The organism is Conyzicola sp. (genome assembly GCF_057073975.1).
In genome coordinates this window covers 1-19,705 of sequence record NZ_JBXMIS010000032.1, presented here as the reverse complement: position 1 = coordinate 19,705, position 19,705 = coordinate 1, and the positions used below count along the sequence as shown (strand labels likewise).

Below are 19,705 nucleotides of genomic sequence, written 5' to 3'. Positions count from 1 at the left end.
GGCTTTTCTCATTGACTGGCGGAGGAAAGGCACCAACTACATGTTCGAACAGCCCCTCGCCCCGATCTTCGGCTCGATCGTCCTCTCGGCTCTTCTGGCGGCACTCCCGCTCGTCGTGCTCTTCGTGCTTCTGGGGGTGTTCAAGGTACGCGCACCGATTGCCGCCGGCGTGGCACTCGCCCTCTCACTCCTCCTAGCGATTGTGGGGTGGAGGATGCCAGCCGTGCAGGCGCTCAGCGCCGTCGGGGCCGGGGTGTTCTACGGACTGTTCCCGATCCTCTGGATCCTCGTCAACGCGCTGTGGATCTACCGGCTGTCGGTGGCAACGGAGTGGTTCGCGATGCTTGGCAGGACCATCCGCTCGATCAGCAGCGACCTCCGCATCCTCTCGCTCCTCGTCGCGTTCTGCTTCGGCGCTCTTCTCGAGTCGCTCGCGGGCTTCGGCGCCCCCGTCGCCATCTCTGCGGCAATGCTCATCGCCGCGGGAATGAAGCCGGTCAAGGCAGCGCTAGCGTCCTTGCTTGCCAACACCGCTCCCGTGGCCTTCGGCGCCCTGTCGGCGCCGATCGTGGCGCTCTCCGGCGTCACCGGCATCCCTGCACCAGAGCTTGCCGCGATGGTCGGTCGCCAGACGCCGTTCATGGCCCTCCTCGTTCCTCTGCTTCTCGTCGTTCTGGTCGACGGCCGTCGCGGCCTGCGCGAGACCTGGCCAGTCGCCCTCGTCGCCGGTATCGTCTTCGGGCTCTCGCAGTTCGTCACATCCAACTTCCTCGCCTTCGAGCTCACGGATGTCGTCGCCGCCGTCGCGACTACCGTCGCCATTCTCGTGATGCTCCGCGTCTGGCAGCCGTCAGAGACGATCACGGGCGACGAGGTTGCCGACGCCGAGCACCGCTCGCTCCCCGCGGAGGTGCGACCACCGCTTCGCCAGGTGCTCATGGCCGTTGCGCCGTACGCCACCATCATCGTGGTGTTCTCCATTGCACAGATCCCGGCGATCAAGGCGTGGCTCGCCGAATTCGGCACCGTCACCTTCGACTGGCCCGGGCTCGATGTCGTCACCGCCAGCGGGGATCGCGCGGGCGGCCAGGAGTTCCACTTCGACCACATCAAGGCGACCGGCACGCTGCTGTTCCTCTCCGGCCTCATCACCATGGCGATCTACCGGCTCGGCGCTCGCGCTGCGCTCAAGGAGTACCGCGGCACCGTGTTCCAGCTGCGCTGGACCATCGTGACGGTCTCGACAGTGCTCGCGCTCTCCTTCGTGATGAACCTCTCCGGACAGACGGCGTCCCTCGGCTTCGCGCTGGCATCGGCCGGCCTCTTCTTCGCGGTGCTATCGCCGGTGATCGGCTGGGTCGGCGTCGCCATCACCGGCTCTGACACCGCATCCAACTCGCTGTTCGGCAACCTGCAGGTCACGGCGGCCGCGGCAACAGGACTGCCGCCGCTCGTGATGGCGGCAGCCAACACCTCGGCTGGCGTGCTCGGCAAGATGCTCTCGCTGCAGAACCTTGCGGTCGCCTCTGCTGCCGTCGGCCTTGAGCACGGCGAGAACATGCTGCTGCGCAAGCTGATCGGGTGGAGTGTCGGCCTTCTCGCTCTGCTGACGATCATCATCGTGCTGCAGACGACCCCGGTGCTCGGGTGGATGGTGCCTCGCTAAGGTCGTTACATGCCCGTGCGAATCAACCCAAGCATCCTCGCCGCCGACTTCGCCAACTTCGAGCGGGAGCTTGGGCGCATCGCCACAGCCGACCTCGTGCACGTCGATGTCATGGACAACCATTTCGTGCCGAACCTCACCTTCGGGCCGCCGATGGTGTCACGGCTGCAAGAGGTATCGCCGATCCCGCTCGACGTGCACCTCATGATCGACGACCCGGATCGGTGGGCGCCCGGGTACGCGGAGCTCGGTGCGTACTCCGTCACCTTTCACGCGGAAGCGGCGAGGGATGCCGTCGGGCTCGCCCGCACGCTCCGTCGCCTCGGTGCGCGCGCTGGCATCGCCCTCAAGCCGGGCACGAGTGCCGACGACTACCTCGAGCTGCTGCCGGAGTTCGACCAGGTGCTCGTGATGACGGTCGAGCCGGGCTTCGGCGGCCAGGGCTTCATGGAGTCGACGATGCCGAAGCTCGCCTCCCTCCGCCGAGCAATCGACGCGACGGGACTGGATGTGTGGCTTCAGGTCGACGGCGGAGTCACCACGGAGACCATCGGCATCGCTCGCGAGAACGGAGCCGACACCTTCGTCGCCGGATCGAGCGTCTTCCGCGGAGAGCCGAGAGAGCAGATCGCGGCGCTCCGCACGGCCGCCGCCGCACACGAGCACCAGGCATGAGCCGCTGGGCGGCCGCGTTCCCGATCCTCGGAGCTCTCGCCGCTCTCCTCGTGCTTGCACCCAACTCCCTCGCCGACGTTCCCCGCGCGCTCACGAGCCTTGCCATTGCCGCAACCGTCGCGATCATCAGCGTCGTCTACGTCTGGCTTCGCTCTCGCCCTTCTCGGCACAGGGCACGTGAGCTGGGCGCGATAGCGACGGTGGGCTCCGACCCCGACTCGCTTGAGCTCGCTGCGCACATCGCGGGAGTGGAGGCTCCTCGGAGTGGAACCTTCGCACTCGTCGGCACCTCTGCCGGCATCCAGCTGTGGTCCTCGCAGTCGAAACTGGATGTCGAGCTGCCGTGGAGCGCGATCCGCTCGGTCGATGTCGACCCCGGCCTCACTCCCGGATCGCGCGCCCGCCCCGCGATCCTCGTCTACACCACGGTCTCACCACGCATAGCCATCCGGTTCGACCCGCACGGTCGCTTCGAAGTGATGCGCCCGGGTCTCGATGCCGTCGGATCCATCGTCGCGCAGCTGAGAGAGCTCCAGCCCGGCGCATCTGCTTGACTGGTCGCATGACTGAAACACCACGCACCAAGCCAGAGGTCGAGTTCTACGAGGGCCCGGAGCCCACCGAGCTCGTCATCATCGACATCGAAGAGGGCACGGGAGCCGTCGCCACCGCCGGCGCGACCGTCGACGTGCACTACCTGGGCGTCGACTTCGAGTCTGGCGAGGAGTTCGACTCCAGCTGGAGCCGCAACTCGTCGATCAACTTCCCCCTCAACAACCTCATCAAGGGCTGGCAGGACGGCATCCCCGGCATGAAGGTCGGCGGCCGCCGCCAGCTCATCTGCCCGCCCCACCTCGCCTACGGCCCCGCTGGCGGAGGTCACCGCCTCTCTGGCCGCACCCTCACGTTCGTCATCGACCTGCTCGGCGTCTCCTAGACCCGTTCGTCGGCGATGCCCCGCTGCTCCTCGGAGTCGCGGGGCATCGCTGTCTGCGGGGTGGCCGAATGCTGCCGGTCCGCCGTAGTGGGCCCGCGGCATCCGCTACCGTTGACCCGTGAAGACTTTCGACGAGCTATTCGCTGAGATCAGCGAGAAGGCCGTGTCGCGCCCCGAGGGCAGCGGCACCGTCGCAGAGCTCGACCGGGGAGTTCACGGCATCGGCAAGAAGGTCGTCGAAGAGGCCGCCGAGGTCTGGATGGCGGCCGAGTACCAGTCGAACGACGAGCTGGCGGAGGAGATCTCCCAGCTCGTGTACCACCTGCAGGTCATGATGGTCGCGAAGGGGCTGACCCCCGCGGACATCTGGCGACATCTGTGAATCGGATGCCCAGACACCGCCCATCTCCTGACCTGAGAGCAGAACAATGCTGAGAATCGCAGTGCCCAACAAGGGCTCGCTGAGCGAGACCGCCGCCGACATGCTGGTGGAGGCCGGATACACCGGTCGCCGCGACCCGCGCGCGCTGAGCGCCCTCGACGCCCGCAACGACGTCGAGTTCTTCTACCTCCGACCACGCGACATCGCCACCTATGTTGGCTCTGGCGCGCTCGACGTCGGAATCACCGGCCGCGATCTGCTGCTCGACTCGCGCAGCAGCGCGAAGGAGATCGCCAGTCTCGACTTCGGCGACTCGACGTTCCGGTTCGCCGGCGCCCCTGGCCGCTTTCACGAGCTCTCCGATCTCGCCGGCCTCCGGGTCGCAACGAGCTACCCCGCCCTTGTCGGCGACTTCCTCGCCCGCAGCGGCGTGCAGGTCTCCATGGTCGCCCTCGATGGCGCCGTCGAGTCGGCGGTCAAGCTCGGTGTCGCGGATGCCGTCGCCGACGTGGTGAGCACCGGATCCACGCTGCGCGCCCAGGGTCTGGAGATCTTCGGCCCGGTCATCCTCGAGTCGTCTGCTGTGCTCATCAGCGCCAACGCCGACATCTCCGGCATCGCAACTCTCCAGCGTCGGCTTACGGGGGTCCTCGTTGCCCGTCAGTACGTGCTCATGGACTACGACGTCGAGACGAAGAACCTCGCCGCTGCCTCTGCCGTCACGCCGGGGCTCGAGAGCCCGACGATCTCGCCGCTGCAAGACCCGGAGTGGGTTGCGGTGCGGGCCATGGTGCCGCGAGCCGACACCAACCACGTCATGGACGAGCTGTACGAGCTCGGCGCGCGGGCCATCCTCGTCAGTGCGATCCACGCAGCACGGATCTGACCATGTCCGTGGTTGTCAGAGTCATCCCGTGCCTCGATGTGGCTGCGGGGCGGGTCGTCAAGGGCGTCAACTTCCTCAACCTCCGCGACGCGGGGGATCCGGTCGAGCTCGCACGCACCTACTACGAGCAGGGCGCTGACGAGGTCACCTTTCTCGACGTGAAGGCAACGGTCGACAATCGCGACACGATGTTCGACATGGTGCAGAAGACCGCGGAGCAGGTCTTCATCCCGCTCACGGTCGGCGGTGGAGTGCGCAGCACAGAGGATGTGGCCAAGCTCCTCGGCCACGGAGCCGACAAGATCGGCGTCAACAGCGCCGCCATCGCCCGTCCAGACCTGATCGGCGAGATCGCCGACCGCTTTGGAGCACAGGTGCTCGTGCTCAGCCTCGACGTCAAGCGCAGCAACGGCCGTTTCGTCGTCACGACCCATGGCGGCCGCACCGAGACCGACCTCGACGCCCTCGAATGGGCACGTGAGGCGATCGAGCGGGGTGCGGGGGAGCTCCTCGTCAACTCCATCGACGCGGACGGCACGAAGCAGGGCTTCGACCTTGAGCTCGTCGCCGCGATGCGCGAGCTGTCTCGAGTGCCAGTGATCGCCAGCGGCGGAGCCGGACGACTCGCGGACTTCGCACCCGCGGTGGCCGCCGGTGCGGATGCGGTGCTGGCGGCATCCGTGTTCCACAACGGCGAGCTGACCGTTGGCCAGGTCAAGGCCGCACTGAACGAGGCGGGGGTACCGACACGATGAACGTCGACGAGGTCATTGCCAGAACTACCTTCAAAGACGACGGGCTGCTCCCGGCGATCATCCAGGAGGAGAGCACCCGGCAGGTGCTCATGCTCGGCTACATGGACGAGGAGGCGCTCCGCCGCACCCTCACGACCGGGCGCGTGACATTCTGGTCGCGCAGCAGGCAGGAGTACTGGCGCAAAGGCGACACGAGCGGGCACATCCAGCTCGTCAAGGCCGCCGCACTCGACTGCGATGGCGACACGATCCTTGTGACGGTCGACCAGGTCGGACCCGCCTGCCACACCGGCGCCCACGCCTGCTTCGACGTCGACCCGCTAGAGCCCGTGATTGGAACGGCAGAATGAGCAACACCACCTCCCGCGACGACTTCGATGCGCGCCTCGCCGAGGGCCACCGGGTCGTTCCCGTCATTCGCGAGCTCTTCGCCGATGGCGAGACGCCGGTCGGCATCTACCGCAAGCTCGCCAAGGGCAAGCCGGGCACCTTCCTCCTCGAGTCCGCGGAGCAGGGCGGCATCTGGTCGCGCTTCAGCTTCGTCGGCGTCGCGAGCTTCGGCGTGCTGACGCAGCACGCGGACTCGGTCGCATGGCTCGACTACGGCATCGACGCAGAGCGCGCCCTCGGCGCTGACCACGCGACAACGGGTCTCGCAGCCCTCGGCGAGCTCTACTCTCGGTGGGCAACGCCGCGCGTGCCAGGTCACCCGCCGCTCACCGGGGGTCTGGTCGGATTCATCGGGTGGGAGGCGATCCGCCAGATCGAGAACCTGCCGGCCGTTCCGCCCGCCGACTTCAGCGTGCCGGGCCAGGCCCACAGCTTCGTCTCCGAGCTCATCGTGCTCGACCACCGCGACGGCACCGTGCTGCTCGTGGCGAGCGTGCTCAACGACGGTGTGGATGTCGACCTGTGGCAGTCGGCGCAGGCACGCCTCGACGCCCTCCAGTCGCGTCTCGCCGAGCCGACCGAGGCGTGGCTCGCCGAGGTCGACCTGTCGATCCAGGCCACTCCGGTGCCGCGAACGACGCCCGCCGACTACCAGGCCGCCGTCGAGCGGTCGAAGCAGTACATCCGCGACGGCGACGTCTTCCAGGTCGTCGTGTCCCAGCGCTTCGACCACGAGATCACCGCAGACCCGATCGACGTCTACCGGGTGCTGCGCACGCTCAACCCGAGCCCGTATATGTACCTGCTGAGCCTCGAGGACACATCTGGCGAGGCGTACCACATCGTCGGCTCGAGCCCGGAGGCGCTCGTCAAGGTCGACGACAAGCGCGTCTACATGCATCCGATCGCCGGCTCGCGCCCCCGGGGTTCCAGTCCGGAGCACGACCTCGAGCTCGCCGACGAGCTTCTCGCCGACGACAAGGAGAAGTCAGAGCACCTCATGCTGGTCGACCTCGCCCGCAACGACCTCTTGAAGGTCTGCGTTCCCGGCACGCTCGAGGTCACCGAGTTCATGCTCGTCGAGCGATTCAGCCACATCATGCACCTCGTCTCCAGCGTCGAGGGCAACCTCCGACCCGATGCCAGCCCCATCGAGGTGTTCAACGCGACGTTCCCCGCCGGCACCCTCTCCGGTGCGCCGAAGCCGCGGGCGCTCGAGATCATCGACGAACTGGAGCCGGCGCAGCGGGGCGTCTACGGGGGAGTGGTCGGGTACTTCGACTTCGCCGGAGACCTCGATCTCGCGATTGCCATCCGCACGGCGACGATCGTCGGAGGGCTCGCGCGCGTGCAGGCCGGCGCAGGACTCGTCGCCGACTCCGACCCGGCCGCAGAGCACCTCGAGTCGCAGAACAAGGCCGCTGCCCCGCTGCGGGCCGTGGCGATAGCCAACGGCATGCGGCGGGTGCGATGAACGCTCGCCGCCTCCGGCTCCTGATCCTGCTCTCCGGCATCCTGCTCAACGGCGTGATCTTCCTCGCCTGGACGCAGGAGTGGATCGCGGTCGTACTCGATGACGGAACCGCCCTGTCGGCATCCGGCGACACTGCAGCGCCCGCAGTGTCGGCCCTCGCCCTCAGCGGTCTCGTGCTCATCGGCGCGCTGGCGATTGCCGGACCGTTCTTCCGCGTCGTGCTCGGCGTGCTCCAGTCCGCTCTCGGAGCGACGATCGTGCTCTCCGGGCTCATCGCCATTCTCGGGCCTGTCGCGGCATCCATGTCGGTCGTCACAGCGGCAACGGGTGTCTCTGGTGCCGAGACGACCGCGCAGCTCGTCGAGTCGGCCTCGCTCGTGTTCTGGCCGTACGCCTCGACGGCCGCCGGAGCGCTGCTCGTGGCCGTGGGAGTCGTGACCGTCGTCACTGCGCGCCGCTGGCCCGGATCGCCGCGAAAGTACTCGGCTCTTCGCACCGAGGCGGTAGACGGAGGCGACCCCGTGCAGCACTGGGACGCCCTCTCGTCGGGTGACGACCCGACCGCGCCCCACCCGCCGTCCCCTTAGAATGGCTTCGAACGCAACGAAGGAGCACCTCTTGGCACACGACGACAACGACCCCGGCCACGGAAACTCGCCGGCCGCCTGGACCGCCGTCATCATCATGCTTGTCGCCTTCGCGATCGGCACCCTCGCGTTCTGGTTCGACCAGCCCGTTGTCGTCTGGGCGTCGGCCGGCCTCCTCGTTGTCGGTGCTCTCACCGGTGCCGTGCTGGCGAAGATGGGCTACGGCGTCGGCGGATCCCGCTGGTCGCCGAAGGCACACGACTAGGGTGCTCGACTCACTCGTAGCCGGAGCCCTCCACGACGCTTCGGAGCGTCGAGGCCTGCGCTCCCTCGCCACCGTCGAGGCAGAGGCGCTCGCGCGCCCCGCGGCCCTCGACGTCCTCGCTGCCCTTGCGCCAGCAGACCGCGTGAAGATCATTGCGGAGGTCAAGCGTGCGAGCCCGTCTCGCGGCCCGCTTGCCGACATCCCCGACCCCGCGGCGCTCGCCTCGTCCTACGAGACCGGGGGAGCGAGCGCCATCAGCGTGCTCACCGAGGGCCGAAGGTTCGGCGGCTCCCTTGCCGACCTCGAGGCCGTTCGCGCGGTCGTCACCATCCCCGTGCTGCGCAAGGACTTCATCGCGGACCCGTACCAGGTCTTCGAGGCACGCGCCGCTGGTGCAGACCTCGTGCTCCTCATCGCCGCCGCCCTCGAGCAGCCGCTCATGCAGCAGCTCTTCGACCTCATCGGCTCGCTCGGCATGACGGCACTGGTCGAGACCCACAACTCTGACGAGGTGGCACGGGCACTGGATGTCGGTGCCAGCGTCGTCGGCGTCAACGCCCGCGACCTGAGCACCTTCGAACTCGACCAGGACCTCTTCGGGTCGCTGGCCGACCAGATTCCCTCCGGCGTCATCCGCGTCGCGGAGTCGGCGGTCAAGACGGCGGCCGATGTCGCCCACTACCGCGCTGCCGGCGCCGATGTCGTGCTCGTCGGCGAGGCCCTCGTCACCAACGACCCGATCGTCACCCTCAGGGAGTTCCTCGCATCATGACCAATCTCCGAGACGAGTCAGGGCCGTACTTCGGCGAGTTCGGCGGGCGCTTTGTGCCAGAGAGCCTCATCGCCGCCCTCGACGAGCTGAGCGCCGCCTACGAGCTCACCAAGACCGACCCTGCCTTCGCCGCGCAGCTGAGCGAGCTGCACCGCAGCTACACCGGTCGCCCGAGCATCATCACCGAGGTGCCGCGGTTCGCTGAGCACGCCGGCGGCGCCCGCATCATCCTCAAGCGCGAAGACCTCAACCACACCGGATCGCACAAGATCAACAACGTGCTCGGCCAGGCGCTTCTCACCAAGCGCATCGGCAAGACCCGGGTGATCGCAGAGACCGGCGCTGGCCAGCACGGCGTCGCCACGGCGACCGCCGCAGCGCTCTTCGGCCTCGACTGCGTGGTCTACATGGGCGAGGTCGACACAGAGCGCCAGGCGCTCAACGTCGCCCGCATGCGCCTTCTCGGTGCAGAGGTCGTGCCGGTCACGACCGGCTCCCGCACCCTCAAGGACACCATCAACGACGCCATGCGCGACTGGGTGACCAACGTCGAGACCACCAACTACATCTTCGGCACGGTCGCCGGGCCGCATCCCTTCCCCGCTATGGTGCGCGACTTCCAGAAGATCATCGGCGAGGAGGCGCGCCAGCAGGTGCTCGACCTCACGGGACGGCTCCCGGATGCCGTGACCGCCTGCGTTGGCGGCGGCAGCAACGCCATGGGCATCTTCCACGCCTTCCTCGACGACGAGTCGGTGGCCCTCTACGGCTACGAGGCCGCCGGAGACGGACACGAGACGCTTCGCCACGCCGCGACGATCACCAAGGGCCGTCCCGGCGTTCTGCACGGCGCCCGCAGCTACCTCCTCCAGGACGAGGACGGGCAGACCGTCGAGAGCCACTCGATCTCTGCCGGCCTCGACTACCCTGGCGTCGGTCCGGAGCACGCGTGGCTCAACGACATCGGTCGAGCGACCTACGTCCCGATCACGGATGACGAGGCGATGCAGGCGCTGCGCCTCCTCAGCCGCACCGAGGGCATCATCCCCGCCATCGAGTCCTCGCACGCCCTGGCCGGAACAATGAAGCTTGGCCGGGAGCTCGGACCAGAGGCCACCATCCTGGTCAACCTCTCCGGTCGCGGCGACAAGGACATGGAGACGGCCGGCAGGTACTTCGACATCCTCGACGCGGGAGAGCCGGCATGAGCAGTGCGGTACAGACTCTGATCGCAGAGAAGAAGGCGGCGGGCTCCGGCGCACTGATCGGCTACCTGCCTGTCGGTTTCCCGAACCTGCAGGGCAGCATCGATGCGGCCGTCGCGCTCGTCGAGAACGGCGTCGACATCCTCGAGCTCGGGCTTCCATACTCCGACCCCGTCATGGACGGCACGGTCATCCAGAAGGCGACCCAGGCCGCCCTCGCCGAGGGCTTCAAGCTGCGCCACGGGTTCGAGGCCGTCGAGGCCATCACCGCACGCGTGAGCGCCCCGGTGCTCGTCATGACCTACTGGAACCCCGTCGTGCAGTTCGGCATCGAGAAGTTCGCGACAGAGCTCAAGGGCGTCGGGGGAGCCGGTCTCATCACCCCAGACCTCATCCCCGACGAGGGAGCGGACTGGCTCGAGATCTCTGACAAGTTCGCTCTCGACCGGGTCTTCCTCGCGGCTCCGTCGTCGACGGACGCACGGCTTCGACAGGCAATCGAGCGCAGTCGCGGCTTCGTCTACGCCGTCTCGACCATGGGGATCACCGGCGCGCGATCCGATGTGGATGCCGCCGCACGCGGCCTCGTCGGCCGCCTTCGCGAGCAAGGCGCCACCAGCGCGTGCGTCGGAGTCGGCATCTCGACGGCAGAGCAGGTGCGCGAAGTACTCGCCTACGCCGATGGCGCGATCGTCGGATCCGCGCTCGTGAGCGCCCTCGCCGACGGCGGTATCGACGCCGTCGCCCGCACCGCGGCAGCGCTGTCCACTGGCACTAGGCTTGCCTAGTCCTCTCCCCGAAAGGTGATCACTGACGTGTTCGCACCCCTCAGCATTCCGAGCCCGCCCGAGGACTGGGACTCGATCCCGCTTGGCGACTGGCTGCGCGACCTCGGTCTCACGTTCATCACCGCACCTCTCGACATCCGCTTCTACGCGCTGGCGATCCTCGCCGGCATCGTTGCCGCGGTCATCCTCACCGGCCGTCGCCTGACCGCTCGCGGGGTAGAGCCGGGGCTCGTGCTCGACATCTCGCTGTTCGCCGTTCCGCTCGGCATCATCGGAGCGCGGGTCTTCCACGTGCTCACCCACCCGGCCGACTACTTCGGCGCGGGCAAGGAGCTCATCAAGGTGCTCTACATCTGGGAGGGCGGCATCGCCATCTTCGGCGGCCTCATCGGCGGCGCGATCGGCGTGTACATCGCCTGCCGCATCACCGGCCTTCGCTTCTGGACCTTCGCCGATGCGGTCGCTCCCGGCCTTCTCCTCGCACAGGCCTTCGGCCGCCTCGGCAACTGGTTCAACCACGAGCTCTACGGCTGGCCGACGGACCTGCCGTGGGGCCTCGAGATCGAGAAGACGAATCCCGCGTGGCCGGTGGGCCTGCCGGAGGGAACGCTATTCCATCCGACCTTCCTGTACGAGATCATCTGGAACCTGCTCGGTGTCTTCGTACTGCTGTACCTCGAGCGCAAGTGGTCGGTCGGCCGAAAGGCCATCGCCGGACTCAGCGTTCCCGTGCTGGTTCCCGGCCGCATCACGCTCCAGTGGGGCAAGATGCTCGGCCTCTACCTCATCTGGTACGGCGCTGGCCGCATCGTGTGGGAGACCATCCGCGTCGACCCGTCGGTGATCTTCTTCGGCATCCGCACCAACGTGTGGGCCGCGATCTTCGCTGTCGTCGTCGGAATCGCGATCATCGTTATCCAGTCACGCAGGCACTATGGAACGCCACCCTCGCCGTACCGTCGAGGTCACAAGGGATATGCCGTAGTAGACTCTCAGGAGACCTATTCGGACACACCTGACATCGCGGAGTCACGCGATTCAGTTCCAGGCAATGACGCCGTCGTTTCATCCGAAGAACCCGTGAAGATCGAGTCCGCCACAAGCGGCCCTGCATCCAGCGGTTCAGGCGCGTCCTAAGCAAGGGCCTCACTCAACTACCCGGGCCGTCGACGTCCCACACCACCACAGCTCCATCGTGAGGACGGTACCTCATGGCTCTCACGCCACCCTTCGAACGCTTCAGCTCCGTGCCATCGGCAACGGGTCTCTACGACCCGCGTCGTGAGCGCGATGCCTGCGGGCTCGCCATGGTCGCTACCCTGCGCGGAACCGCGGGCCACGACATCATCAGCGCTGCCCTCGGGGCTCTGCGCAACCTCGAGCACCGCGGTGCTATCGGGTCGGATGCCGGAACCGGCGACGGTGCCGGCATCATCACCCAGATCCCCGACGCCTTCCTTCGCGCCGTCGCGGGATTCGAACTGCCGCCAGTCGGCCGCTACGCCGTCGGCATGGCGTTCCTTCCCGTCGACGACGAGGAGCGCGCGGCCACCAAGAACGGCGTCGAGGCGCTTGCAGTCGAGGAGGGCCTCCAGGTGCTCGGGTGGCGCGACGTCCCCGTGCGCCCAGACCAGGTCGGCGACCTGGCCCGTGGCGCCATGCCCGTGTTCGAGCAGGTGTTCATCGGCTCCGACCGCACCGGCTCCGACGGCGCACCGGTTGCCGGCATCGAGCTCGACCGCATCGTCTTCCGCCTCCGCAAGCGCGCGGAGCGCGAGTTCGGCGCATACTTCCCGTCACTGTCGAGCCGCACCCTCGTCTACAAGGGCATGGTCACGACGCTCCAGCTGGAGCCGTTCTACCCCGACCTGAGCGACGAGCGCTTTGCATCCAAGCTCGCCCTCGTGCACTCGCGGTACTCGACCAACACCTTCCCGTCATGGCCGCTTGCCCAGCCGTTCCGCATGATCGCGCACAACGGTGAGATCAACACGGTGCAGGGCAACCGCAACTGGATGCGGGCACGCCAGTCCCAGCTCGAATCGGAGCTCCTCGGCGACCTCGCTCCCATCCTGCCGATCAACACCCCGGGAGCGAGCGACTCCGCGAGCTTCGACGAGGTCGTCGAGCTGCTGAGCCTGAGCGGCCGGTCGCTGCCGCACTCGATCATGATGATGGTGCCGGAGGCGTGGGAGAACCACGTCGACATCGACCCCAAGCGCCGTGACTTCTACGAGTACCACTCCATGCTCATGGAGCCGTGGGACGGCCCGGCCGCCCTCGTCTTCACCGACGGCACCGTCGTCGGCGCAACGCTCGACCGCAACGGCCTCCGACCCGGTCGCTTCCTCGTGACCGACGACGGCCTCGTCGTGCTCGCGAGCGAGATCGGCGTCATCGACGTCGACCCGAGCACGGTCGTGCGCAAGGGCCGACTGAGCCCCGGCAAGATGTTCCTCGTCGACACCGAACGCGGCGAGATCATCGAGGACGACGACATCAAGGCGGAGCTCGCCGCGGCGGAGCCGTACGGCGAGTGGCTGGAGAAGGGCCGCATCCACCTCAAGGACCTTCCCGACCGCGAGCACATCGTGCACACGCCAGCGTCGGTCACCCGTCGCCAGCGCACGTTCGGATACACGGAGGAGGAGGTTCGCATCCTGCTCATGCCTATGGCACAGAACGGTGCAGAACCGCTCGGCGCCATGGGATCGGACACCCCGATCGCCGTGCTCTCGCAGCGCCCCCGGCTGCTGTTCGACTACTTCGCCCAGCAGTTCGCGCAGGTCACCAATCCGCCGCTCGACTCCATCCGCGAAGAGGTCGTCACCTCCATGAAGCTCGCGCTTGGGCCGGAGCGCAACCTCCTGACCGCGACGCCGGAGCACGCGCACAGCGTCATCCTCGACTTCCCTGTGATCGACAACGACGAGCTGGCCAAGATCCAGCACATCGACCCGCGCCCCGGCAGCAGCCTCACCAAGACGATCCGCGGCCTGTACCGCGTCGACGAGGGGCCGAAGGCCATGGAGGAGCGCATCGCCGCGATGTGCGTCGAAGTCGACGAGGCGATCGAGAACGGCGCGCAGTACATCGTGCTGAGCGACCGCGACTCCAACCGCGACTACGCACCAGTGCCGTCACTGCTGATGCTCGCTGCGGTTCACCACCACCTGATCCGCAACGAGAACCGCATGAAGGTCGGACTCATCGTGGAGGCGGGCGACGTTCGCGAGGTTCACCACGTCGCGCTCCTCGTCGGCTACGGTGCATCGGCAATCAACCCGTACCTGGCGATGGAGACGGTGGAGGAGCTCGTTCGCAGCGGCATGATCACGGGTCTCACCCCCGAGAAGGCCGTCAAGAACCTGATCAAGGCGCTCGGCAAGGGCGTGCTCAAGATCATGTCGAAGATGGGCATCTCTGTCGTCGGCTCGTACGCCGGAGCCCAGGCCTTCGAGGCGCTGGGACTCAGCGACGAGCTCGTCGAGAAGTACTTCACCGGCACCTCGACCCTGCTCGGCGGCGTCGGCATCGACGTCATCGCGGCAGAGAGCGCATCACGCCACGAGGCTGCCTACCCTGAGGACGGCGCTGTCAGCGTGCACGAGCGCCTCGGCGTCGGCGGCGAGTACCAGTGGCGCCGCGAGGGTCCTCCCCACCTGTTCAACCCAGACACGGTCTTCCGTCTGCAGCACGCTACTCGCGCGCGCCGCTACGACATCTTCCGCGACTACACCAAGCTCGTGGACGACCAGGCCGAGGGCCTCATGACCATGCGCGGGCTCTTCGGATTCAAGAAGGGCCTTCGCCCCGCTGTTCCGATCGACGAGGTCGAACCGGTCTCCTCGATCGTCAAGCGGTTCTCCACCGGTGCGATGAGCTACGGCTCCATCAGCGAGGAGGCGCACACGACGCTTGCGATCGCGATGAACAGCATCGGCGCGAAGAGCAACACCGGCGAGGGCGGAGAGGACACCGACCGCCTTCTCGACCCGGAGCGCCGCAGCGCGATCAAGCAGGTCGCATCCGGTCGTTTCGGCGTGACGAGCATGTACCTGACGCACGCCACCGACATCCAGATCAAGATGGCGCAGGGCGCGAAGCCCGGCGAGGGCGGCCAGCTGATGGCCACCAAGGTGTACCCGTGGGTTGCGCGCACGCGCCACTCGACCGCGGGCGTCGGCCTCATCTCGCCGCCGCCGCACCACGACATCTACTCGATCGAAGACCTCAAGCAGCTCATCTTCGACCTCAAGCGGGCCAACCCGGATGCACGTGTGCACGTCAAGCTCGTGAGCCAGTCCGGCATCGGCGCTGTCGCTGCCGGCGTGACGAAGGCGCTTGCCGACGTCGTGCTGGTCTCCGGCCACGACGGCGGAACCGGCGCAAGCCCGCTCAACTCGCTCAAGCACGCCGGAACCCCATGGGAGCTTGGTCTCGCAGAGACCCAGCAGACGCTCATGCTGAACGGCATGCGCGACCGCGTGGTGGTGCAGGTCGACGGCCAGATGAAGACGGGCCGCGATGTCATCATCGGTGCGCTGCTCGGGGCGGAGGAGTTCGGCTTCGCCACGGCACCGCTCGTTGTCTCCGGCTGCATCATGATGCGCGTGTGCCACCTCGACACCTGCCCCGTCGGTGTCGCGACCCAGAACCCTGAGCTGCGCAAGCGCTTCACGGGCAAGCCGGAGTTCGTCGTCAACTTCTTCGAGTTCCTCGCGCAGGAGGTGCGTGAGTACCTCGCCGAGCTCGGCTTCCGCTCGATCGAGGAGGCGGTCGGCCACGCCGAGGTTCTCGACGTCAACCGCGCTATCGAGCACTGGAAGGCCGACGGCCTCGACCTGTCGCCCATCCTGATCGGACCGGATTTTGACGACAGCGAGCCACGCAGCAACCGCATCCAGCAGAAGCACGAGCTAGAGGAGCACTTCGACCAGGAGCTCATCCGCCTCGCGCACGGCGCTCTCGAGCGCGCCGAGCCGGTCGTCATCGAGCGAACGGTGCGCAACACCGAGCGTGCGGTCGGAACGATGCTCGGACACCACGTGACCCTCAAGCACGGCGAGAACGGCCTTCCGGCTGGAACCATCGACGTGCGTCTAACCGGTACCGCCGGACAGTCGTTCGGCGCCTTCCTCCCCAACGGCATCACGCTGCGCCTTGAGGGCGACAGCAACGACTACGTTGGAAAGGGCCTGTGCGGCGGCGAGATCGTCGTGCGCCCCGACCGCAACAGCGTGTTCCCGGCAGAGCGCAATGTCATCGCCGGCAACGTGATCGGCTACGGGGCGACCCAGGGCACCATGTTCCTCCGCGGCATCGTGGGGGAGCGGTTCCTGGTTCGCAACTCCGGCGCCACCGCCGTCGTCGAGGGCGTTGGCGACCACGCGCTCGAGTACATGACCGGCGGGCTCGCCGTCATCCTCGGCGCCACTGGCCGCAATCTCGGTGCCGGCATGTCTGGTGGCACCGCGTACATCCACGATCTCCGCACGGAACGGGTCAACCCCGATTCCCTCGCGAGTGGAGAGCTGACGCTCTCACCGCTCGGGAGCGCGGATGTCGTCATTCTGACCGACCTGCTGACTCGCCACCGCGACGAGACGGACTCCGCCCTCGCCGCGAGCATGCTGGAGAACATGGATGAGACCGTCACGCGTTTCACCAAGGTGCTTCCGAGGGACTACGCGGCAGTTCTCGAAACCCGCAAGACGGCCGCCGACGAGGGTCTCGACCCCGACGGCGACGTGGTGTGGAAGCGCATCCTGGAGGTGACTGGTGGCTGACCCGAAGGGCTTCCTCAAGACGACGGAGCGCGAGCTTCCCCCGCGGCGACCCGTCGCACTGCGGCTCATGGACTGGAAAGAGGTCTACGAGCAGGGTGATGCGGCGACGGTGCGCCGTCAGGCCGGCCGCTGCATGGACTGCGGCATCCCGTTCTGCCATCAGGGCTGCCCGCTCGGCAACCTGATTCCAGAGTGGAACGACCTGACCTGGCGCGGCGAGGGCCGACAGGCCATCGAGCGGCTGCACGCGACCAACAACTTCCCGGAGTTCACCGGACGGCTCTGCCCGGCTCCGTGTGAGTCGTCGTGCGTGCTCGGCATCAACCAGCCAGCTGTCACGATCAAGAACGTCGAGGTCTCGATCATCGACGAGGCGTTCGCCAACGACTGGGTGCAGCCGCACCCGCCCGAGCGCCTCACCGGCAAGACGGTCGCCGTCGTCGGCTCTGGGCCCGCAGGCCTCGCTGCTGCCCAGCAGCTCACCCGGGCCGGACACACCGTCGCTGTCTTCGAGCGCGACGACCGTATCGGCGGGCTCCTGCGCTACGGAATCCCTGACTTCAAGATGGAGAAGAAGCACCTCGAGCGTCGGCTCGCGCAGATGCTGGCAGAGGGCACCCGCTTCCGTGCCGGCGTCAACATCGGCGTCGACATCACGTGGGCAGACCTCCGCTCTCGCTACGACGCGGTGATCGTGGCCACGGGTGCGACGGTTCCCCGTGACCTCCCGATCCCCGGTCGCGACCTGCTCGGCGTGCACTTCGCCATGGACTACCTCGTGCAGCAGAACAAGCTCGGAGCCGGAGACACGGTTCCCAACCAGATCGTCGCGGAGGGCAAGCACGTCGTCGTCCTCGGCGGTGGCGACACGGGAGCGGACTGCATCGGAACCGCGCACCGTCAGGGCGCACTGTCGGTCACCAACCTCGCCATCGGCATCCAGCCTCCGAACGAGCGTCCGGAGACCCAGCCGTGGCCGACCACGCCGACGCTGTTCGAGGTGTCGAGCGCGCACGAAGAGGGCGGAGAGCGGGTCTTCCTCGCCTCGACCGTCGAGTTCCTGCGCAACGAGGCGGGAGAGGTTCGCGCCATCCGCGTCGCTGAGACCGAGTACCTCGACGGCCGCCGCGTGCCGAAGGCCGGAACGGAGCGAGAGATCCCCGCCGACCTGGTGCTGCTCGCGCTCGGCTTCACCGGAGCGGAGCACGAGCTCATCGACGGCCAGCTGCCGATCCCCGTCGACGCGCGCGGCAACATCGAGCGCGACGCGACCTACGAGACCAGCGAGTCCGGCGTCTTCGTCGCCGGCGACGCCGGTCGCGGACAGTCGCTCATCGTCTGGGCTATCGCCGAGGGCCGTGCCGCAGCATCGGCCGTCGATCGCTTCCTCGAAGGCGAGACGCAGCTGCCTTTCCCCGTCAAGCCGACCGATCACGCCATCGCGCTGTAGTCTCGACTGGCCCGACGGCACACCTACTTTCCTGCCCCACCACTACCACCAGAAGGAACACATGAGACGCGCGAAAATCGTCGCAACGCTCGGCCCGGCAACCTCGAGCTACGAGAACCTCCGGGCGATCATCGACGCAGGCGTTGACGTCGCGAGAATGAACCTCAGCCACGGAACCTATGCCGTGCACGAGGAGGTCTATGCGAACGTCCGCAAGGCAGCAGAGGACAGCGGCCGCTCGGTCGCCGTGCTCGTCGACCTCCAGGGGCCGAAGATCCGCCTCGGCAAGTTCGAGAACGGGCCGCACGACCTTGCTGTCGGCGACATCTTCAAGATCACCATCGAGGACATCCTCGGCACGAAGGACATCGTCGGCACCACCTACAAGGGCCTGCCCGGCGATGTCTCGCCCGGTGACTTCCTCCTTATCGACGACGGCAAGGTCAAGGTCGAGGTCGTGGAGGCAGACGACACTGTCGTCACCACCAAGGTCATCGTGGCCGGCCCCGTCTCGAACAACAAGGGCATCAACCTTCCCGGCGTCGCGGTCAACGTGCCAGCGCTGTCGGAGAAGGACGAGGACGACCTGCGCTGGGGCCTCCGCCTCGGTGTCGACCTCATCGCCCTGAGCTTCGTTCGTAACGCGGAAGACATCGTGCGCGTTCACGAGATCATGGCGGAAGAGGGCGTCAAGCTCCCCGTGATCGCCAAGATCGAGAAGCCGCAGGCAGTCGACAACCTCGAGGCCATCATCGACGCATTCGACTCGATCATGGTCGCCCGCGGCGACCTCGGCGTCGAGCTGCCGCTGGAGGCCGTGCCGATCGTGCAGAAGCGCGCCGTCGAACTGTCGCGCCGCATGGCCAAGCCGGTCATCGTCGCAACGCAGATGCTCGAGTCGATGATCTCTAGCCCGGTGCCAACGCGTGCAGAGACGTCGGATGTCGCAAACGCCGTTCTCGATGGAGCGGACGCCGTCATGCTCTCTGGCGAGACCAGCGTCGGCGCATACCCGGTCATCACAGTGCAGACCATGGCTCGCATCATCGAGTCGACGGAGGACCACGGTCTCGAGCGCATTCCCGCGCTGGGAACGAAGCCGCGTACGCAGGGTGGTGCGATCACCCTCGCCGCCGCCGAGGTCGCCGACTTCGTCGACGCGAAGTTCGTCTGCGTGTTCACTGAGACCGGCGACGCCGCGCGCCGCATGTCGCGACTCCGCTTCCGCATTCCGATGAAGGCGTTCACGCCGCACCCGGAGATCCAGCGTCGCATGGCGCTGTTCTGGGGCATCGAGTCCTTCCTCGTCGACCCGGTCACCCACACCGACGCGATGTTCAAGCAGGTCGACGAGCAGCTCATGAGCCACGGCCTCGCCCAGGTCGGCGACAAGGTGGTCGTGATCTCCGGATCGCCTCCCGGACTCGCTGGCTCGACGAACGACCTGCGCGTTCACGTCATCGGCGACGCAGCGAACGGCCAGGCTCCCGCCTACCGCTAGCCGTCGCTGCGATGGGCCCGACCGTTCGGTCGGGCCCATCGTGCGTTAAGCGAGCTGCGCGCGCCAGTAGGAGAGGAAGGCGGCGCCTGCCTCGTCGTGGATGAGATCGCCTTCGACGATCACGCGGTAGGGCTTGTCGAGGATGCCATCGGCGGGGGGGGGGGGGGGGGGGGGGGGGGGGGG

General features: G+C 67.4%; 18 protein-coding genes. All 18 read left to right on the top strand.

All coding sequences use genetic code 11. The annotated features are described in order from the left end of the window. Nucleotides 1-40 precede the first annotated feature (40 nt). The 18 genes from AC14A7_RS02775 to pyk all read left to right on the top strand — a co-directional run bounded on the left by AC14A7_RS02775 (nt 41) and on the right by pyk (nt 19,522). Nucleotides 41-1,666, top strand: a complete 1,626-nt coding sequence (locus AC14A7_RS02775) for an L-lactate permease (protein WP_484006360.1) — start codon at nt 41-43, stop codon at nt 1,664-1,666. A gap of 9 nt (nt 1,667-1,675) precedes the next feature. Further along, on the top strand, nt 1,676-2,341 hold the full coding sequence (gene rpe / locus AC14A7_RS02770) for a ribulose-phosphate 3-epimerase (RefSeq protein WP_484006359.1): 666 nt from the start codon (nt 1,676-1,678) through the stop codon (nt 2,339-2,341). Then, nucleotides 2,338-2,895, top strand: a complete 558-nt coding sequence (locus AC14A7_RS02765) for a hypothetical protein (RefSeq protein WP_484006358.1) — start codon at nt 2,338-2,340, stop codon at nt 2,893-2,895. Before rpe ends, AC14A7_RS02765 begins: the two co-directional genes overlap by 4 nt. Nucleotides 2,896-2,903: 8 nt before the next feature. Then, a complete protein-coding gene (locus AC14A7_RS02760) occupies nt 2,904-3,278 on the top strand; it encodes an FKBP-type peptidyl-prolyl cis-trans isomerase (protein WP_484006357.1) in 375 nt (124 codons plus the stop codon). A gap of 118 nt (nt 3,279-3,396) precedes the next feature. Beyond that, nucleotides 3,397-3,660, top strand: a complete 264-nt coding sequence (locus AC14A7_RS02755) for a phosphoribosyl-ATP diphosphatase (RefSeq protein WP_484006356.1) — start codon at nt 3,397-3,399, stop codon at nt 3,658-3,660. 46 nt (nt 3,661-3,706) lie between these two features. After that, nucleotides 3,707-4,546, top strand: coding sequence for an ATP phosphoribosyltransferase (gene hisG / locus AC14A7_RS02750; protein ID WP_484006355.1), 840 nt, complete (start codon nt 3,707-3,709; stop codon nt 4,544-4,546). 2 nt (nt 4,547-4,548) lie between these two features. Then, entirely contained in the window at nt 4,549-5,301 is a 753-nt protein-coding gene (hisF, locus tag AC14A7_RS02745; RefSeq protein ID WP_484006354.1) for an imidazole glycerol phosphate synthase subunit HisF, read from the top strand. After that, a complete protein-coding gene (gene hisI / locus AC14A7_RS02740; RefSeq protein ID WP_484006353.1) occupies nt 5,298-5,651 on the top strand; it encodes a phosphoribosyl-AMP cyclohydrolase in 354 nt (117 codons plus the stop codon). The genes hisF and hisI overlap by 4 nt, the downstream gene beginning before the upstream one ends. Continuing rightward, nucleotides 5,648-7,165 carry an anthranilate synthase component I gene (locus AC14A7_RS02735; protein WP_484006352.1) on the top strand — a complete coding sequence of 506 codons (1,518 nt, stop codon included), beginning with the start codon at nt 5,648-5,650 and terminating at the stop codon, nt 7,163-7,165. The genes hisI and AC14A7_RS02735 overlap by 4 nt, the downstream gene beginning before the upstream one ends. Then, nucleotides 7,162-7,752 carry a Trp biosynthesis-associated membrane protein gene (locus tag AC14A7_RS02730; RefSeq protein ID WP_484006351.1) on the top strand — a complete coding sequence of 197 codons (591 nt, stop codon included), beginning with the start codon at nt 7,162-7,164 and terminating at the stop codon, nt 7,750-7,752. Before AC14A7_RS02735 ends, AC14A7_RS02730 begins: the two co-directional genes overlap by 4 nt. 31 nt (nt 7,753-7,783) lie before the next feature. Beyond that, on the top strand, nt 7,784-8,017 hold the full coding sequence (locus AC14A7_RS02725) for a DUF6704 family protein (RefSeq protein ID WP_484006350.1): 234 nt from the start codon (nt 7,784-7,786) through the stop codon (nt 8,015-8,017). A gap of 1 nt (nt 8,018) precedes the next feature. Further along, the gene (trpC, locus tag AC14A7_RS02720; protein ID WP_484006349.1) at nt 8,019-8,789 is read left to right on the top strand and encodes an indole-3-glycerol phosphate synthase TrpC; all 771 of its coding nucleotides are present in this window, start codon (nt 8,019-8,021) and stop codon (nt 8,787-8,789) included. Next, a complete protein-coding gene (gene trpB, locus AC14A7_RS02715; RefSeq protein ID WP_484006348.1) occupies nt 8,786-9,997 on the top strand; it encodes a tryptophan synthase subunit beta in 1,212 nt (403 codons plus the stop codon). The genes trpC and trpB overlap by 4 nt, the downstream gene beginning before the upstream one ends. Beyond that, a complete protein-coding gene (gene trpA, locus AC14A7_RS02710) occupies nt 9,994-10,782 on the top strand; it encodes a tryptophan synthase subunit alpha (protein WP_484006347.1) in 789 nt (262 codons plus the stop codon). The genes trpB and trpA overlap by 4 nt, the downstream gene beginning before the upstream one ends. Before the next feature lie 27 nt (nt 10,783-10,809). Further along, entirely contained in the window at nt 10,810-11,919 is a 1,110-nt protein-coding gene (lgt, locus tag AC14A7_RS02705) for a prolipoprotein diacylglyceryl transferase (protein ID WP_484006346.1), read from the top strand. A 74-nt stretch (nt 11,920-11,993) separates the two neighbouring features. Next, on the top strand, nt 11,994-16,571 hold the full coding sequence (gltB, locus tag AC14A7_RS02700) for a glutamate synthase large subunit (protein ID WP_484006345.1): 4,578 nt from the start codon (nt 11,994-11,996) through the stop codon (nt 16,569-16,571). Then, nucleotides 16,564-18,021, top strand: a complete 1,458-nt coding sequence (locus AC14A7_RS02695; RefSeq protein WP_484006344.1) for a glutamate synthase subunit beta — start codon at nt 16,564-16,566, stop codon at nt 18,019-18,021. The genes gltB and AC14A7_RS02695 overlap by 8 nt, the downstream gene beginning before the upstream one ends. A 61-nt stretch (nt 18,022-18,082) precedes the next feature. Next, nucleotides 18,083-19,522, top strand: coding sequence for a pyruvate kinase (gene pyk, locus AC14A7_RS02690; RefSeq protein WP_484006343.1), 1,440 nt, complete (start codon nt 18,083-18,085; stop codon nt 19,520-19,522). The last annotated feature ends 183 nt before the right edge of the window (nt 19,523-19,705 follow it).

Coding starts and splice junctions, on each gene's coding strand:
- AC14A7_RS02775 (WP_484006360.1), top strand. CDS start 41: ATGTTCGAACAGCCCCTCGCCCCGATCTTCGGCTCGATCGTCCTCTCG.
- rpe (WP_484006359.1), top strand. CDS start 1,676: ATGCCCGTGCGAATCAACCCAAGCATCCTCGCCGCCGACTTCGCCAAC.
- AC14A7_RS02765 (WP_484006358.1), top strand. CDS start 2,338: ATGAGCCGCTGGGCGGCCGCGTTCCCGATCCTCGGAGCTCTCGCCGCT.
- AC14A7_RS02760 (WP_484006357.1), top strand. CDS start 2,904: ATGACTGAAACACCACGCACCAAGCCAGAGGTCGAGTTCTACGAGGGC.
- hisG (WP_484006355.1), top strand. CDS start 3,707: ATGCTGAGAATCGCAGTGCCCAACAAGGGCTCGCTGAGCGAGACCGCC.
- hisF (WP_484006354.1), top strand. CDS start 4,549: ATGTCCGTGGTTGTCAGAGTCATCCCGTGCCTCGATGTGGCTGCGGGG.
- hisI (WP_484006353.1), top strand. CDS start 5,298: ATGAACGTCGACGAGGTCATTGCCAGAACTACCTTCAAAGACGACGGG.
- AC14A7_RS02735 (WP_484006352.1), top strand. CDS start 5,648: ATGAGCAACACCACCTCCCGCGACGACTTCGATGCGCGCCTCGCCGAG.
- AC14A7_RS02730 (WP_484006351.1), top strand. CDS start 7,162: ATGAACGCTCGCCGCCTCCGGCTCCTGATCCTGCTCTCCGGCATCCTG.
- trpB (WP_484006348.1), top strand. CDS start 8,786: ATGACCAATCTCCGAGACGAGTCAGGGCCGTACTTCGGCGAGTTCGGC.
- trpA (WP_484006347.1), top strand. CDS start 9,994: ATGAGCAGTGCGGTACAGACTCTGATCGCAGAGAAGAAGGCGGCGGGC.
- gltB (WP_484006345.1), top strand. CDS start 11,994: ATGGCTCTCACGCCACCCTTCGAACGCTTCAGCTCCGTGCCATCGGCA.
- pyk (WP_484006343.1), top strand. CDS start 18,083: ATGAGACGCGCGAAAATCGTCGCAACGCTCGGCCCGGCAACCTCGAGC.